A 16,951-nucleotide genomic window follows, 5' to 3' on the forward strand; every position below is an offset into this window, starting at 1 on the left:
TTGGAATGTGTTTTTTCAAGGGAAGCGGGGATTACAAATCGGTAAGCTTTTCGTGATGGTTGGCGACAGATCCGATTCAATTTCGTCCTCACTCTTGGGCGGGTGATTTTGGCGCCTTCTGGCCAAACCGTCATGGACGTTTCAGCCGCCCCGCGCTATCCATGCCGACATGAAAAAAGGCGATCATCTCTTCCTCGTCGACGGCTCGGGTTTCATCTTCCGCGCCTTCCACGCCATCCCGGCCCTCAACCGCAAGTCGGACGGTCTGCCCGTCAACGCGGTCTCGGGTTTTTGCAACATGCTGTGGAAGCTCCTGCGCGACGCCCGCAACACCGATGTCGGGGTCACGCCGACCCATCTCGCGGTCATTTTTGACTACTCCTCGACGACATTCCGCAAGGAAATCTATCCGCTTTACAAGGCAAACCGCTCTGCCCCGCCGGAAGATCTGATCCCGCAATTCGGCCTGATCCGTCACGCGACGCGCGCCTTCAATCTGCCCTGCATCGAGACCGAAGGCTTCGAGGCCGACGACATCATCGCCACCTATGCTCGCCAGGCGGAAGCGACTGGCGCTGACGTCACGATCGTCTCCTCCGACAAGGACCTGATGCAGCTCCTGACGGCGAATGTGCATATGTACGACGCGATGAAGGACAAGCAGATCGGCATTCCCGATGTCATCGAGAAATGGGGTGTGCCCCCGGAAAAGATGATCGATCTCCAGGCGATGACCGGCGATTCGACCGACAACGTGCCCGGCATACCCGGCATCGGCCCGAAGACCGCCGCCCAGCTTCTCGAAGAGTTCGGCGATCTCGAAACGCTGCTCGCCCGCGCCGGCGAGATCAAGCAGGTCAAGCGCCGCGAAAACATCGTCGCCAATGCAGAACTCGCCCGGCTCTCCCGCCAGCTCGTCGAACTGCGCACCGACGTGCCGATCGACATGAAGCTCGAGGAGTTGGTGCTGGAGCCGCAGAACGGGCCGAAGCTCATCGGCTTCCTCAAGGCGATGGAATTCACCACCCTGACCCGACGCGTCGCCGAAGTCTGCGATTGCGACGCAAGTGCCATCGACGCCGCTATTGTTCCCGTCGAATGGGGTGACGCCGCCCGTGGCCCCGACCTGGATGCCGGCGACGTTCCCGCATCGTCTGCGGCGCCGACCTCGGCGCCCGCCGCCGCCGCATCTTCAGCTCCGGCAGCCAGCCCCGACGGCAAGACACCCGCCGATCTCGCCGCAAGCCGCGCCAACGCATTCGCCGGCAAGCCGATCGACAGAAGCGCTTACGTGACGATCCGCGATATCGAGACCCTCGAACTCTGGATCGCTGCGGCCCGTGAAACCGGCCTTGTCGCCTTCGACACCGAGACCACCTCGCTCGATCCCATGCAGGCCGAACTCGTTGGCGTCTCGCTTGCCATCCAGGACAACGTGCTGTCGCCCGGCTCGACCGATATCCGCGCAGCCTACATCCCGCTGACCCACAAGACCGGCGTCGGCGATCTCCTCGGCGGCGGTCATGCCGAAGGCCAGATCCCGATGAAGGATGCGCTTGCCGCATTGAAGAGCCTGCTCGAAGATCCGTCGGTCCTGAAGGTCGCGCAGAACCTCAAATACGACTACCTGGTGATGAAGCGCCACGGCGTTACGCTCCAGTCCTTCGACGACACTATGCTGATGTCCTACGTGCTCGACGCCGGCAAGGGCAACCACGGCATGGACGGCCTGTCGGAGAAGTGGCTCGGCCACACCCCGATCCCTTACAAGGATGTTGCCGGTTCCGGCAAATCCTCGGTCACCTTTGATCTCGTCGACATCGATCGCGCCACCGCCTATGCGGCCGAAGATGCCGATGTGACGCTGCGTCTCTGGCTGGTGCTGAAACCCCGCCTGGCAGCCGAAGGCCTCACCCGCATCTACGAGCGTCTGGAGCGCCCGCTCGTCCCCGTGCTCGCCCATATGGAAGAGCGCGGCATCACCGTCGACCGCCAGATCCTCTCTCGCCTGTCGGGCGAGCTTGCCCAGAAGGCCGCCGCCACCGAGGACGAGGTTTACGAACTCGCCGGCGAGCGTTTCAATATCGGCTCGCCGAAACAGCTCGGCGATATCCTGTTTGGCCGCATGGGCCTGCCCGGCGGGTCCAAGACCAAGACCGGCCAGTGGTCGACCTCCGCCCAGGTCCTCGAAGACCTCGCCGCCGAAGGCGCACCGCTGCCGCGCAAGATCGTCGACTGGCGCCAGCTCACCAAGCTGAAGTCCACCTATACCGACGCGCTTCCCGGCTATATCCATCCACAGACCAAGCGCGTCCACACCGGTTATTCGCTCGCCTCGACGACAACAGGCCGCCTGTCATCGTCAGAGCCTAACCTGCAGAACATCCCGGTCCGCACCGCCGAGGGCCGCAAGATCCGCACGGCCTTCATCTCGACCCCGGGTCACAAGCTCCTCTCGGCTGACTACAGCCAGATCGAACTCCGCGTACTCGCCCATGTCGCCGACATCCCGCAACTGCGTCAGGCCTTCGCCGATGGCATCGACATTCACGCGATGACCGCGTCGGAAATGTTCGGCGTGCCGGTTGAGGGCATGCCGTCGGAAGTCCGTCGCCGCGCCAAGGCGATCAACTTCGGCATAATCTACGGCATCTCCGCCTTCGGCCTCGCCAATCAGCTGAGCATCGAGCGCTCGGAAGCCGGCGATTACATCAAGAAGTATTTCGAACGCTTCCCAGGCATCAAGGACTACATGGAGAGCACCAAGGCCTTCGCCCGCGAACACGGCTATGTGGAAACCATCTTCGGCCGCCGCGCCCATTACCCGGAGATCAAGTCGTCCAACCCCTCGATGCGCGCTTTCAACGAACGCGCCGCCATCAATGCCCCGATCCAGGGCTCGGCCGCGGACGTCATCCGCCGCGCCATGATCCAGATCGAACCCGCACTCGTGGCTGCCGGCCTGTCGGAACGCTGCCGCATGCTCTTGCAGGTGCATGACGAACTGATCTTCGAAGTCGAGGACGAGGCGGTCGATACCGCCATGCCTGTCATCGTCGACATCATGGAAAATGCCGCCATGCCGGCCGTCTCCATGCGCGTGCCGCTCAAGGTCGACGCCCGCGCCGCCCACAATTGGGACGAGGCGCACTGAGAATTCCCGGCCTGGCCGGAACCACAAAGACGGGCCGAGAACGGCCCCACAGGAGTAAGAGATTTGGCCTTCACCACCATCAACGGCAATGTCGTCCATCACGAGCTAATCGGAGAGGCGAAAGCCAAGAACCTGATCGTCTTCTCCAACGGGCTTGGCACCGACTTCCGCATCTGGCTGCCGCTTTTCGATGAACTCGGCGACGACGTCTCGGTGCTGTTCTACGATAGCCGCGGCCACGGCCTCTCCGGCGGTGCCGACAAGCCCTTCGGCATGGCCGATCTCGTCTCCGATCTCGCCACCCTCTGCGATGAACTCGGCATTCGCAAGGCCACCTTCTGCGGCCTCTCCGTCGGCGGTCTCGTTTGCCAGGGCCTCTGGCAGGAACGGCCGGATCTGTTCCGCAAGCTCATCCTCTGCGACACCGCACCCCGCATCGGTTCTGCCGAAATCTGGGCCGAGCGCATCGCCGGAATCGAGAAAGACGGGATCGAAAGTGCCGCCGACAGCGCCATGGCGCGGTGGTTCACACCGGCCTTCCACGAAGACCGCGCTGATGAGCTGGCCGGTTACCGTCTGATGATGACGCGCCAGTCAAAGGCTGGCTATCTCTCGACCTGTGCTGCCCTGCGCGATACGGATTTCTCCGACGTCCTGCCGACCATCACTGTGCCCACACTCTTCGTCGTCGGCGACCAGGATGGCTCGACACCGCCCGCCACCGTCGAAGCCGGCTCCCAGCTGGTGCCTGACGCTCGTTTCGAGGTGATCGATGACTGCGCCCATATCCCCTCCGTCGAACAGCCGGAAGCGCTCGCCGAGCTGATCCAGGGCTTCATGCGCAAGCAGGCGAACTGAGAATAGTCACCGGAAATGCAGAAGCCGCCTCATGGGCGGCTTCTTTCAGTTCGGGGAGCGTGGTGATGCTCAATGCGCGGCGGACATGTCGCCCAGCACTTCCTTGGAAGCCACCGTCGAATCCGCGTTCAGCTTGTAGACCATGGGAACGCCGGTCGCGAGATTGACGCTCAGGATCTGCTCCTTGGTCAGCTTGTCGAGCACCATCACCAGCGAGCGCAGCGAATTGCCGTGTGCCGCCACCAGCACCTTCTCACCGCGCAGCACGCGTGGCAGGATTTCGGTCATGTAGTAGGGCCAGACGCGCGCACCGGTGTCGCGCAGGCTTTCGCCACCCGGCGGCGGGATGTCGTAGGAACGGCGCCAGATATGCACCTGCTCCTCGCCCCACTTGGCGCGCGCATCGTCCTTGTTTAGGCCGGAGAGGTCGCCGTAATCGCGCTCGTTCAGTGCCTCGTCCTTGATCGTCTCAAGGCCGGTCTGGCCGACGTTTTCGAGGATGATGTTGCAGGTTTTCTGCGCACGGGTGAGGACAGACGTGAACGCGATATCGAACTTGATGCCGTAGTCGGCGAGCGCCTTGCCGCCGGCATTGGCTTCCGTCACGCCGAGTTCAGTCAGGTCCGGATCACGCCAGCCGGTGAACAGGTTCTTCAGGTTCCAGTCGCTCTGGCCATGGCGCACGAGCACGAGTGTACCGGTCATCGACAATTCCTCTCTTGACGATCAGGGGGTGGAGTTGAGCCCGAGCACGTCGAGCATGGTATAGCGGCCGGGCTTCTGATCCCGGGCCCATATGGCGGCCTTGAGCGCACCACGAGCAAAAAGCGAACGGTCGGTCGCGCTGTGAGACAGGGTCACCATTTCGCCTTCGCTGGCAAAGAGCACGGAATGCTCCCCGATCACCGAGCCGCCGCGCAGAGTGGCAAAGCCGATGGAGCCTTCCTCGCGCGGTCCGGTATGGCCGTCGCGCACGCGTGTGGAATGATCAGCCAGTGAAATGCCCCGGCCTTCAGCCGCCGCTTCACCGAGCAGCAACGCCGTGCCGGAGGGCGCGTCAACCTTGTGCTTGTGGTGCATCTCAAGCACCTCAATATCCCAGCCTGCGGCATCGAGCGCGCGCGCCGCCTGCTTGATTAAAACCGAGAGCAGGTTGACGCCGAGGCTCATATTACCCGACTTGACGACCCGCGCATGCCGTGCCGCCGCATCGATCTTCTCCTCATGCTCCGGCAGGCAGCCGGTCGTGCCGATCACATGCACGATCCGCGCCTGGGCCGCGAGTGCTGCAAATTCCACGGTCGAAGCCGGTGTGGTGAAATCGATAACGCCATCGGCATGCAGGAGGGCCGCCAGCGGATCGTCGGTCACGGCAACGCCGAGCTTCGGCACGCCTGCCAGTTCGCCGGCATCCTGGCCGAGCACGGCAGAGCCTGCCCGTTCGACCGCCGCATGCAGCGCAAGGCCCTCTGTCTCGCTGATCAGCTTGATCAGCGTCTTGCCCATGCGACCGGCGGCACCGACGACGACGAGCTTCATGGGCGTATTCATGCGGGTCTATTCCTGGCTGATGAACTGGCCGTTCGGAGCGGCCTGCAGATTGTTGAGGCGAGCGTAAAGACCGCCCTGCCGCTGTGCAAGGCTCTCATGCGTGCCTTCTTCCACGACCTCGCCATCCTGCATGACAATGATCTTGTCGGCATTGACGACGGTCGAGAGACGGTGCGCGATGACGATCACAGTGCGGCCGGCCATGGCCGCATCGAGCGCTTGCTGCACGGCTGCTTCCGATTCCGTGTCGAGCGAGGATGTCGCCTCATCGAGGAGCAGGATCGGTGCGTTGCGCACCAGCGCACGCGCGATCGAGAGCCGCTGCCGCTGGCCACCGGAAAGCGTGATGCCGTTTTCGCCGACGGGCGTATCGTATCCTTGCGCCTGGGCAAGAATGAAGTCATGGGCGTTTGCAAGCCGTGCCGCATCCTCGATCTCGGCGTCGGTCGCCTCCGGGCGTCCGTAGCGGATGTTGTCGCGGATCGTGCCTTCGAAGAGGTAGGGTTGCTGCGACACGTAGGCGAGCTGCTGGCGCAGCGACGACTTCGTGACGTCCGCAATGTTCTGCCCGTCGATCAAGATTTCGCCTTCGGCCGGGTCATAGAAGCGCGGAACAAGGGTAATAACCGTGGATTTGCCGGCACCTGACGGACCCACAAGCGCAGTCGTCTTGCCGCCCTCGGCAGTGAAGCGCAGCTTGCGCAAGACAGGCTCGTTCGAACCGTAGGCAAAGGTCACGTCGCGGAATTCGATCTTCGCCGCGCCAACCGAAATCTGCTTGGCACCGTCCTTGTCCCGTTGGTTCGGCTCCGTGTCGAGGATTTCGTAGATCATCCGCGCATTCACGGCGGCGCGTTCCATGTGGACCTGCAGGCGCGCCAGTCGCTTTGCAGGCTCATAAGCGAGCAGCAGGGCAGTCACAAAGGAGAAGAAGGCGCCTGGCAGCACGCCGCCATAGATCGATTGATACGCGGCATAGGCCATGACACCGGCAATCGACAGGCCCGCCAGGCTTTCGGTCAGCGGTCCGTTCCGTTCGCTGAGGCGGGCGATCCTGTTGGCGCGTCCTTCTGCGGCATCGATCGTCGACTGGATTTTGTTCTCCAGCTGGCTTTCCATCGTGAAGGCCTTGACGATCGCAATCCCCTGCACCGCCTCCTGAATGGCCCCGAGCACATGCGAATTCAGAATGACCGATTCCTTCGTCGCGCTGCGCAGGCGACGGGAAATGTAGCGAAGGCCGAGGAATAGCGGCGGCGCTACGGTGAACACGATCAACGACAGGACAATGTCCTGATAGAACATCACGCCCAGCAGCGCGATCAGTGTCACGAGGTCGCGGGCGAGCGAGGTGATCGTCATGTTGAGAACGTCACGGATCCCGTTGATGTTCTCGTTGATCTGCGCTGCGAGCCGTGCGGACCGGGCTTCACTGAAATAGCCGATGGAGAGCGACATCAGATGTGAAAACAGGCGCAGCTGGTAGCGCGCCACGATGTTGTTGCCGATCCTCGAGAGCGTCACGGCCTGACCGTATCCGGCAAAGCCGCGAAGCACAAAAGCCGCAAAGATCGAGCCGCAGATGATCCAGACGAGATCGGCGCGCCTGTTGGCGAAGGCCTCGTTGATGACGGCTTCCATGATCCAGGCGGTAAATGCGGTCGTCAGGGCAACCGTGAGCAGGCAGACGATGGCAAAGGCATAACCGCCCACATGCTGCCGCCCGTTCTCGGCGATGACGCGCTTCAGGACGGCGGAGACGCTGTCCATGTCTGGCTGGCGGGTCTGGCTATCGTGAGCGTCCAAAAAGAGTGTCCTGTCCTATTGCCTGTCACGCCTCGGCAGGCGCCGCCGCTCTATAGCCAGTCGCAGCGCCTTTGACCATAGCGGGGCAGGTCCGCTCAGCGCCAGTGGCGCCCCTCGGTCGCAAGCCCGAAATCCGAAGGTGCCGTCGCAAAGGCGGCAAGGCCGTGCAGGGCCGCCTGCGGATGGGTCACGACAAAGGTCGGAATGCTGTGCAGCAGCGCCTGATGCGGCGCCTTGTCCTCGAAGGCGGCGCGGAATTCGCCGCTCTGCAGTGCCGGCAGGATTTTCGGCGATATGCCGCCGGCGAGGAACACGCCGCCCTTGGCCATGAAGATCAGCGCCAGATCGCCGGCAACCCGACCGAGATAGGTTGCAAACAGGCTGAGCGCCTCGCCCGCCAGCGCATCTGCCCCGGCAATACCGGCAGACGAAACCTGTGCCGGATCCTCGTAGCGCGGCGTCAGGTTCCCCTCCGCCTTGCACAGCGCACGGTAGATATTCATCAGGCCGCGCCCGGAAAGCAGTTCTTCCGCCGAGATCCGGCCGAGCGTCGCGTTGGGGTCGCGGACCGGGGTCAGATGCGGCCAGATCTGGTGATCGCGGCTTGTGCGCGGGCCGACATCGACATGCCCGCCTTCGCCGGGCACCGGAAACCACATGTCGCGCGCCCGGACCAGTCCAGCAACGCCGAGCCCTGTGCCCGGACCCAGCACGACGCGTGAGCCGAGCGGGGCCTCGCTGAGCGAACCGAGATGCTGCCGATCGTCGACGCCGAGCGTCGCAGCAGCCAGGGCCTGGGCCTCGAAATCATTGAGAAGCAGCACTTCGGCAAAGCCGAGATCAGCCATCAGCACCTTGGGGCGCACCACCCAGGGGCAGTTGGTGAGCGGCACTTCGTCGCCCTTGATGGGGCCAGCCAGCGCCAGGATCAGCGACCGAGGCTTGTGGCTTGTTGTCTCCAGAACACTCGAGCGGATGGCGTCGTCGATCGTGGCGAAATCCTTGTTCACCACATTGGGGAAGCTGATCTTCTCGCCGCTCTCGTCAAGCAGGATCCAGAAGCGCGCATTGGTGCCGCCGATGTCACCGATCAGAATCGGAAAGGGGAGGGTGTCGTCGCGATGTGTCTGGGCCATGGTCTGTCCGGTCTTGGGCGTTGCTGCTCAGGCAGTCAGGGTCTGCATCAGGATGTCGGCGGTTGCGAGGTTCAGCGCCATCGGAATGTCATAGACGGTCGCCAGCCGCATCAGCGCCTTGACATCCACATCATGGGGCATGGGAGTCAAGGGGTCGACGAAGAAGACGAGCATGTCCACTTCACCCGTCGAGATCAATGCGCCGATCTGCTGGTCTCCGCCGAGCGGACCGCTTTTCAGCCGCGTCACATCGAGCTCGGGGACGGCATCCTTGATCCGCCCGCCCGTCGTGCCGGTCGCCACGATCCGCCAGCCCATGAGCTTTGCCTGGTGACGCCGGGCGAAATCCGCCATGTCGTCCTTCTTCTGGTCATGCGCGATCAGGGCGATGCAACGGGTGCGGCTCACGAGGGGACCCCAGCTGATTTAAATCGATTTGATAGACCCATCTAGCGCAGCCAGGATCACTTGAAAAGCACCCGGCGGAACCTCGTCTTCACCAACCGGCCGGCCGAGCGGGGGGAACCGGAACGATGGCGGGCAATTCGAAAGGCTCAGTCATCGTCGCGACCGGCGGTGCTGCGAACGCCGACGCACCGCTGCCGGGCATCGACCCACCCGCTGCCTGATAGGTCACTTCGTATTCGCTCGACGGTCCGCGCGCGTCGAGAACCATGGCGCAGGCCTTGGGGAGATCGGCGACCTGCATGGCCCGGGGCTTCGGCGCTGGCTTTGCGTTGGGGTCTTTCTTCGGTGCGGCCCAAGGCTCCTTGGTGAACCACCAGGCCAGCGACTGGTCGCAGCCATCGCCCGGCGGCACGGCCGCCTGCGGCTTGCAGCCGCTGGCACCGTCAGGGCAGCGCATGCGGATATGGAAATGCGCGTCATGTCCGTAAATTGGCCGGATCTTGCCGAGGACCGCGCGGTCACCCGTCCAGGTATCGCAAAGCTTCTTCTTGATCGCCGGATTGACGAAGATGCGCTCCACCTGCGGGTAGCTTGCCGCCCGCACCACGAGCCGTGCATGGGTATTGGTCCAGAGCCTCCTGTCGACGGTCAGGAATTTGTCCTTCTCCAGCATGGAGGTGAATGGCATTTCCTCGCGCTGCTGCGGGGAAAGCGCATTGGCGGGCTTCGGCGTGAACCAGATATCGGCGTCGAGCCCGATCTGATGCGAGGCATGGCCTGAAAGCATCGGTCCGCCGCGCGGCTGCGAGATGTCGCCGATCAGGATGCCCGAGCCCCAGCCGAGTTGCACTGCGTCTTTCGAGAAACGCTCGAGGAGCGTGATCATCTCGGGATGACCCCAGCGACGATTGCGCGACAGGCGCATCGCCTGCCAGGTGGGGCCGTCCGTCGGAATGGCGACGGCGCCGGCAATGCAGCCCTTGGCATAGGAACCATAAGGGGAGGGGGCCGCCTTGGCCGGCAGCGCCATGCCGCCGAAAAGCTCCTTGGCGGGACGTCCTTCGGCGGATGCCGTATCGCTGACGACGGTCGCGAATGCGCAGGCAAACGTCAGTGCCATGGCGAGCGGGCGTGCGCCCCTGGTTTTCTTCATCGTGTGCATGTCCCCGGTCTGTCCGGATTCGCTCCCTGCCGGTTGGCCGGGTGAATCACGGGTCAGTCTAGCCTGAAACGGAATTGGGGTGAATCTGCGGAAGGCCCGGCGCTCACATCTCTGTCAGTCCCCTGTTTTTTGCCTGGTTTTGCCCTATCCTGCTTCGCAACAAAAGCAGATACGGGGAAGTAGGCGGATGGATCGCAAAAAGTCGAGCTTCGCAGTCTGGGGCCTCATGGCAGTCTTGGCATTTGCGCCATCTCATGCAGTGGCGCAGGAAAACGCAGAGTCTTTCCGCCATGGCGTCTCGCTTCTGGGCGAGCTCAAATATGCGCCCGGCTTTGCCCATTTCGATTACGTCAATCCGCAAGCGCCGAAGGGCGGCACCTTGCGCATGTCGTCGACCGGAACCTTCGACAGCTTCAACCCGGTGCTCGACAGGGGCGAAGCCGCACCGGGCCTGATCAACGTCTTCGACACGCTTCTGAAAGACACGAGTGACGAGATTTCCACCGGCTACGGGTTGCTCGCAGAAGGCGTCTCATTCCCCAAGGACATATCGAGCGCCACCTTCCGTCTCCGCGCCGAGGCCCGCTTCGCTGACGGTGAGCCCGTCAAGCCGGAAGACGTGATCTTCAGCTTTGAGAAGCTCAAGGAATTGAACCCGCTCTACATGAGCTATTACAGCCACGTGGTTGCAGCTGAGAAGACGGGCGATCGTGACGTCACATTCCGCTTCGACCAGAAGAACAACCGCGAACTGCCGATGATCCTCGGCCAGTTCCCGGTTGTCCCGAAGCACTGGTGGGAGGCAAGCGGGGCTGATGGACAGTCTCGGGACATTGGGCGGACCACGCTGGAGCCGGTGATGGGGTCGGGGCCCTACAAGATCGCCGAGTTCACGGCTGGATCGACCATCCGCTACGAATTGCGGGACGACTACTGGGGCAAGGATCTCAACGTCAATCTGGGCTACAACAACTTCAAGAACATCACCTATACCATGTTCGGCGATCGAGACGTCGAGTTCGAGGCCTTCCGTTCCGGCAACACAGACTTCTGGCAGGAGACGCGGGCCGCGCGCTGGGCGACTGGTTTCGATTTTCCGGCCGCGCAGGACGGTCGTGTCAGGAAGGAGGAATACGAAAACCCCTTCCGTGCAACGGGCGTGATGCAGGCGCTGGTGCCGAACATGCGGCGCGAGATGTTCAAGGACCAGCGGGTCCGCAAGGCGCTCAACTACGCGCTCGACTTCGAGGAATTGAACCGCACCGTCTTTTACAATGCCTATTTCCGCGTCAGCAGTTTTTTCAATGGAACCGAACTTGCTTCCAGCGGGCTGCCTCAAGGTCAGGAACTGGAACTGCTGACGGCTCTTAAGGACAAGGTTCCCGCTTCGGTCTTCGATACGCCCTACACGAACCCCGTCGGCGGTTCACCGCAGGCGTCTCGCGACAATTTGCGCAAGGCTGTCGAGCTCTTCAAACAGGCGGGCTATGAACTTCGTGGCAATGCCATGGTCAACGCGCAGACCGGCCAGCCCTTCCGCTTCGAGCTCCTGTTGTCCAACCCCCAGCTGGAGGTGGTCGCGGTCCCCTACCAACAGCAATTGCGCAAGATTGGGGTGGAAATGGCGGTCCGTACGGTCGATCCCTCGCAATATACCAATCGAACCCGAAGCTTCGATTACGACATGACCTGGACCGTATGGGCTCAGACGCTCAACCCCGGCAACGAGCAGCGCGACTACTGGGGGTCGACATCCGTCAATCGTGAAGGCTCGCAGAACTACGCCGGCATTGCCGATCCGGCCGTCGACGCCCTGATCGAGAAGATCATCTTCCCGGCCGATCGCGAGGAGCAGGTCGCCGCAACCAAGGCCATGGACCGCGTGCTGTTGGCCCATGACTACGTCATTCCGCTCTACTACGGCGGTACGGCTCGCTATGCCTTCTGGGACAAGTTCGAGCACCCCGCCGAACTCCCGACCTACAGCACCGGCTTCCCCTCGATCTGGTGGGCCAAGGCTCCGTGATTTCGGCTCGGGGCTTGCGCCTCTTGTGTGAGACTCTAGGAATGGAGGGAACGAATCGCTGGAAAACGGAGCGGCTGATATTGGCTGACCAAACGAGCCTGGACATCGTGGGCAGATGTGATCCTGAACGGGGGCGCCGCGCATGACCGCCTATATTCTCCGGCGTCTGCTGCTGATGATACCCACAATGATCGGTATCATGGGCATCTCCTTCATCGTCATCCAGTTCGCCCCTGGCGGCCCCGTCGAGCAGGTCATCGCCCAGCTCAGCGGCCAGGCTGATGGCGCGGATGCGCGCCTGTCAGGCGGCGGGGACATGCTGGGGCAGTCCGCCGGTGTAGAGGAGGGGGGGTCCCGCTATCGCGGCGCCCAGGGCCTCGATCCGGAACTGATCGCCAAGCTCGAAAAACAGTTCGGCTTCGACAAGCCGCCGCTCGAGCGCTTTCTCGAGATGATGTGGAATTACATCCGCTTCGATTTCGGCGAGAGCTTCTTCCGCAACACTTCCGTCATCGACCTGATCATCGAAAAGCTGCCGGTATCCATCTCACTTGGCCTCTGGGTGCTCTTGATCTCCTACGCGATTTCGATCCCGCTCGGCATCCGCAAGGCGGTCTCCGACGGCTCCCGTTTCGATGTCTGGACGTCAGGTGTCATCGTCGTCGGCTACGCCGTCCCCGGCTTCCTGTTCGGCATCCTGCTGATCGTCCTATTCGCCGGCGGATCCTTCTTCGACTGGTTCCCGCTCCGCGGCCTCACCTCCGACAATTTCGACCAACTCTCCTGGTGGCAGAAGATCCTCGACTACTTCTGGCATCTCGCTCTGCCGCTGACTGCCCTCCTGCTCTCAGCCTTCGCCACGACCACACTGCTGACGAAAAACTCCTTCATCGACGAGATCAAGAAGCAATATGTCGTCACCGCCTGTGCCAAGGGTCTCGCCGAGCGCCAGGTGCTCTATGGCCATGTCTTCCGCAACGCCATGCTGATCGTCATCGCCGGCCTGCCGGGCGCCTTCATCTCGGCCTTCTTCACAGGCTCGCTTTTGATCGAGAACATCTTCTCGCTTGATGGCCTCGGTCGCCTCGGCTACCTCGCAATCGTCAACCGCGACTATCCGATCGTCTTTGCCACGCTCTACATCTTCTCGCTGATGGGCCTCGTGATCGGCCTGATCTCCGACTTGATCTACACCTGGATCGATCCGCGCATCGATTTCGACCGGAGGGATGTCTGATGTCCGCCGTCGAAACCACCATCATTGCCCCGCCGAAGAAGGGCTGGCTGAACCCGACGAACCGCCGAAGGCTCGAGAACTTCAAGGCGAACCGCCGAGGCTTCTGGTCCTTCTGGATCTTCATGGTCTTGTTCGTGCTCAGCCTGTTTGCCGAGTTCATCGCCAACGACAGGCCGGTAATCGCCTCCTACAAGGGCGAGATCCTCTTCCCCGTCATCGTCGATTACCCGGAAGAGAAATTCGGCGGCTTCCTGGCCGTCACCGATTATCGCTCGCCCTTCATCTCGGATGAGATCAACGCGAATGGCTGGATGGTCTGGCCGCCGATCCGTTATTCCTACCGCACGGTCAATTCCGAAGTGCCGCATTCGGCACCGACAGCGCCTTTCTGGCTGATGGACAAGGAGACCCGCTGCGCCGCCTATCCGCTGAAGGCCGAGGATCCGAACTGCGTGCTCGGCAACATGAATTGGCTAGGCACGGATGATCAGGCCCGCGACGTCATGGCGCGTATGATCTACGGCTTCCGCATTTCGATCCTCTTTGGCCTGGTACTTACGCTCGCCTCCGCCGCAATCGGCGTCACGGCCGGTGCCGTCCAGGGCTATTTCGGCGGCTGGACCGACCTTCTGATGCAGCGCTTCATCGAGATTTGGTCGTCCATGCCGGTTCTCTACATCTTGCTCATCATCGCGGCCATCCTGCCGCCCGGCTTCTTTGTCCTGCTCGGCATCATGCTGCTTTTCTCCTGGGTCGGCTTCGTCGGCATCGTGCGCGCCGAATTTCTGCGCGCGCGCAACTTCGAATACGTGAATGCAGCCCGGGCGCTCGGCGTCGGCAATTGGACGATCATGTTCCGCCATCTCCTGCCAAACGCCATGGTCGCGACCCTGACCTTCCTACCCTTCATCCTCTCAGGCTCAATTACGACGCTCACCTCGCTCGACTTCCTCGGCTTCGGCATGCCGCCGGGCTCTCCTTCGCTCGGCGAACTGATTGCGCAGGGCAAACGCAACCTCCAGGCCCCCTGGCTCGGCCTCACCGCCTTCTTCACCATGTCGATCATGCTCTCGCTCCTGATCTTCGTCGGCGAAGCCGTCCGCGATGCGTTTGATCCAAGGAAGACCTTCCGGTGATGGGTCGCGCTATCCCCGCCGCGCCGCTATACTGGCTAAAGTGCAACCTTTGCCGGAGGGCGTTTGGATGACTAAGGTCGTGCTTGAACACTACCCGGTTTCTAAACTGCCGAAAGATATGCGGGAGGGATTACCCGAGACCGGTTTGGCGCGAGTTACCGTCGAAATCACTCCAGAGGACGACAGTCCGCTCACGTCGTTTTTCGGTCTTGAGGGAGCGGACACGGACGTGGGTGAAAACCTCACGAAACTCCTGAGGCATCGTCAGGACTTCCCGGAGCGTTACAGCCATGCTGGTTCCATGGCCGAGGCGGTTCAACGGATCCGCGAATTGCGCGACGAGTGGGATGAGGAATGACGCGTCCTGCCTCCATCTATCTCGACACAAATATCCTCATCCTGTTCAAAGAGATTCAGAGCCCCGAACAGGAACAGCTCGCAGCCTTGCTGGCTCGCTGTCGCAGACTTGGGCATATACCGTTTACCAGCACGCTCACCTACAGCGAACTGCTGGTCAAACTGCTTGCCGACGACAATCGCGACCTCATAGAAACCTATGAAAGCTGGATCGGAGGCGGATTGTGGCTGAAGACGGTTCCGCCATCGCCTGCAGTCTTGTTGACCGCCTCACTCGTCAGAGCGCAATCAAGCAAAATCAAGCTGCCCGACGCCATCCACCTTGCGAGTGCGATTTTCGCGGGATGCTCAGTCTTTCTTTCTGCCGATACTGGTTTGACCGACATTGATGAACTCATTCATCATGTCCGCGGCAAACTTCCGATGACGCCGTTGAAGGTTCTCCGCCCTGACGAACCCACGCTCACCTCCCTAATCGAAAGCCTCACCGCATGACCGAACCCCTGCTCTCCGTGCGCGATCTGTCCGTCGCCTTCCACCAGGGTGGCCGCGAGAGCCTGGCGGTCGACCGTGTCTCGTTCGACATCCAGCGCGGCGAAATCGTCGCTTTGGTTGGCGAATCCGGCTCCGGCAAATCGGTCTCCGCCGCGTCGGTCCTGAAGCTCCTGCCCTATCCGTCAGCGAGCCACCCATCCGGTCAGATCCTGTTCGACGGACGCGACCTTATGACCGCAAGCGAGCCCGAGCTCCGCGCGGTGCGCGGCAACGACATCACCATGATTTTCCAGGAGCCGATGACCTCGCTCAATCCGCTTCACTCGATCGAGCGGCAGATCAGCGAAATCCTCGCACTTCACCAGCGGTTGCAAGGCGCATCCGCCCGCGCCCGCGTGCTCGAACTTCTGCACCAGGTCGGCATTCGCGAGCCGGAAAAGCGGCTGACAGCCTTCCCGCATGAACTCTCGGGCGGCCAGCGCCAGCGCGTGATGATCGCCATGGCGCTGGCCAATAGGCCGAAGCTGCTGATCGCCGATGAGCCTACCACAGCCCTCGACGTCACTGTCCAGGCCCAGATCCTCGAACTCTTGGGGCGCCTCAAGTCCGAGCACGGCATGTCCATGCTGTTCATCACCCATGACCTCGGCATCGTCCGCAAGTTCGCCGATCGCGTCTGCGTCATGACCAAGGGCAAGATCGTCGAGGCAGGTCTAGTCGAGGATATCTTCGAGCGACCCCAGCATGCCTATACGAAGAAATTGCTCGCCTCGGAGCCGCGTGGCGAACCGCCGCTTCTGGACGAAACGAAGCCTATTGTGATGCAAGGCGAAGACATCCGTGTCTGGTTCCCGATCAAGGCCGGCTTCCTACGCCGTACCGTCGATCACGTGAAGGCCGTCGATGGCGTGGATCTGACGCTGCGTGCCGGCCAGACGCTCGGCGTGGTCGGCGAATCCGGCTCAGGCAAGACGACGCTCGGTCTTGCCCTTTCACGCCTCATCTCCTCGAAGGGGCGGATCAGCTTCATTGGCAAGGACATCGATGCCTTTTCCTATAGCGAGATGCGGCCGCTGCGCGATCGGCTGCAGATCGTCTTTCAGGACCCCTTCGGTTCGCTCAGCCCGCGCATGTCCGTGGGCGAGATCATCGCGGAAGGTCTGAAGGTTCACGAAAAGCAGTTGACAGCAGAAGAGCGCGACAGCCGCGTCGCCTGGGCACTGGAGGAAGTCGGCCTCGACCCCGCCACCCGCTGGCGCTACCCACATGAATTCTCCGGCGGCCAACGCCAACGCATCGCGATCGCCCGCGCCATGGTGCTGAAACCCCGTTTCGTCATGCTCGATGAACCGACGTCGGCCCTCGACATGACCGTCCAGGCCCAGGTGGTCGATCTCCTGCGCGATCTTCAGGCCAAACACGACCTCGCCTATCTCTTCATCAGTCATGACCTGAAGGTCGTGAAGGCGCTGGCCAATGAGCTGATCGTCATGCGCGGCGGCAAGGTGGTGGAGAAAGGTCCGGCCGCAGAGGTCTTCGCGGCGCCCAAGGCCGACTACACCCGCGCGCTGATGGCCGCCGCCTTCAATCTCGAAGCCGTCGAAGCTGGCGGCATCCGCCAATAA

General features: G+C 62.1%; 14 protein-coding genes. 8 read left to right on the plus strand and 6 right to left on the minus strand.

The window, feature by feature from the left end:
- Positions 1-169 precede the first annotated feature (169 nt).
- Entirely contained in the window at positions 170-3,154 is a 2,985-nt protein-coding gene (polA, locus tag BW978_RS00740; RefSeq protein ID WP_076391321.1) for a DNA polymerase I, read from the plus strand.
- 63 nt (positions 3,155-3,217) lie between these two features.
- Positions 3,218-4,012: a 3-oxoadipate enol-lactonase gene (gene pcaD, locus BW978_RS00745; protein ID WP_076391322.1), complete on the plus strand. Its 795-nt coding sequence runs from the start codon at positions 3,218-3,220 to the stop codon at positions 4,010-4,012.
- A 69-nt stretch (positions 4,013-4,081) separates the two neighbouring features.
- On the opposite strand, the gene BW978_RS00750 is transcribed toward pcaD, so the two are convergent.
- The 6 genes from BW978_RS00750 to mepA all read right to left on the minus strand — a co-directional run bounded on the left by BW978_RS00750 (position 4,082) and on the right by mepA (position 10,033).
- Complete coding sequence (locus BW978_RS00750) at positions 4,082-4,717, minus strand: 2,3-bisphosphoglycerate-dependent phosphoglycerate mutase (RefSeq protein ID WP_076391324.1); 636 nt, start codon at positions 4,715-4,717, stop codon at positions 4,082-4,084.
- Between the two features lie 21 nt (positions 4,718-4,738).
- Positions 4,739-5,563, minus strand: coding sequence for a 4-hydroxy-tetrahydrodipicolinate reductase (dapB, locus tag BW978_RS00755; protein ID WP_139330245.1), 825 nt, complete (start codon positions 5,561-5,563; stop codon positions 4,739-4,741).
- 6 nt (positions 5,564-5,569) lie between these two features.
- Positions 5,570-7,369, minus strand: coding sequence for an ABC transporter ATP-binding protein (locus tag BW978_RS00760; protein ID WP_076391326.1), 1,800 nt, complete (start codon positions 7,367-7,369; stop codon positions 5,570-5,572).
- Between the two features lie 95 nt (positions 7,370-7,464).
- Positions 7,465-8,505, minus strand: coding sequence for a glucokinase (locus tag BW978_RS00765; protein ID WP_076391328.1), 1,041 nt, complete (start codon positions 8,503-8,505; stop codon positions 7,465-7,467).
- Positions 8,506-8,532: 27 nt separating this feature from the next.
- Entirely contained in the window at positions 8,533-8,913 is a 381-nt protein-coding gene (locus tag BW978_RS00770; RefSeq protein ID WP_054149416.1) for a methylglyoxal synthase, read from the minus strand.
- Between the two features lie 88 nt (positions 8,914-9,001).
- The gene (mepA, locus tag BW978_RS00775) at positions 9,002-10,033 is read right to left on the minus strand and encodes a penicillin-insensitive murein endopeptidase (RefSeq protein WP_244551893.1); all 1,032 of its coding nucleotides are present in this window, start codon (positions 10,031-10,033) and stop codon (positions 9,002-9,004) included.
- Between the two features lie 268 nt (positions 10,034-10,301).
- Between mepA and BW978_RS00780 the strand changes: the two genes are divergently transcribed.
- The 6 genes from BW978_RS00780 to BW978_RS00805 all read left to right on the plus strand — a co-directional run bounded on the left by BW978_RS00780 (position 10,302) and on the right by BW978_RS00805 (position 16,951).
- The gene (locus tag BW978_RS00780) at positions 10,302-12,101 is read left to right on the plus strand and encodes an extracellular solute-binding protein (protein WP_076393084.1); all 1,800 of its coding nucleotides are present in this window, start codon (positions 10,302-10,304) and stop codon (positions 12,099-12,101) included.
- Between the two features lie 142 nt (positions 12,102-12,243).
- Positions 12,244-13,338 (plus strand): microcin C ABC transporter permease YejB, encoded by a 1,095-nt coding sequence (locus tag BW978_RS00785; RefSeq protein WP_076391332.1) that lies wholly within the window; start codon positions 12,244-12,246, stop codon positions 13,336-13,338.
- Positions 13,338-14,474, plus strand: a complete 1,137-nt coding sequence (locus tag BW978_RS00790; protein WP_076391334.1) for an ABC transporter permease — start codon at positions 13,338-13,340, stop codon at positions 14,472-14,474. Before BW978_RS00785 ends, BW978_RS00790 begins: the two co-directional genes overlap by 1 nt.
- 67 nt (positions 14,475-14,541) lie before the next feature.
- Positions 14,542-14,832: a hypothetical protein gene (locus tag BW978_RS00795; RefSeq protein ID WP_076391336.1), complete on the plus strand. Its 291-nt coding sequence runs from the start codon at positions 14,542-14,544 to the stop codon at positions 14,830-14,832.
- Positions 14,829-15,326: a type II toxin-antitoxin system VapC family toxin gene (locus tag BW978_RS00800; protein ID WP_076391338.1), complete on the plus strand. Its 498-nt coding sequence runs from the start codon at positions 14,829-14,831 to the stop codon at positions 15,324-15,326. The genes BW978_RS00795 and BW978_RS00800 overlap by 4 nt, the downstream gene beginning before the upstream one ends.
- On the plus strand, positions 15,323-16,951 hold the full coding sequence (locus tag BW978_RS00805; RefSeq protein ID WP_076391340.1) for an ABC transporter ATP-binding protein: 1,629 nt from the start codon (positions 15,323-15,325) through the stop codon (positions 16,949-16,951). Before BW978_RS00800 ends, BW978_RS00805 begins: the two co-directional genes overlap by 4 nt.

Source organism: Rhizobium sp. RU33A (assembly GCF_900156055.1).
Taxonomy (GTDB): Bacteria; Pseudomonadota; Alphaproteobacteria; order Rhizobiales; family Rhizobiaceae; genus Allorhizobium.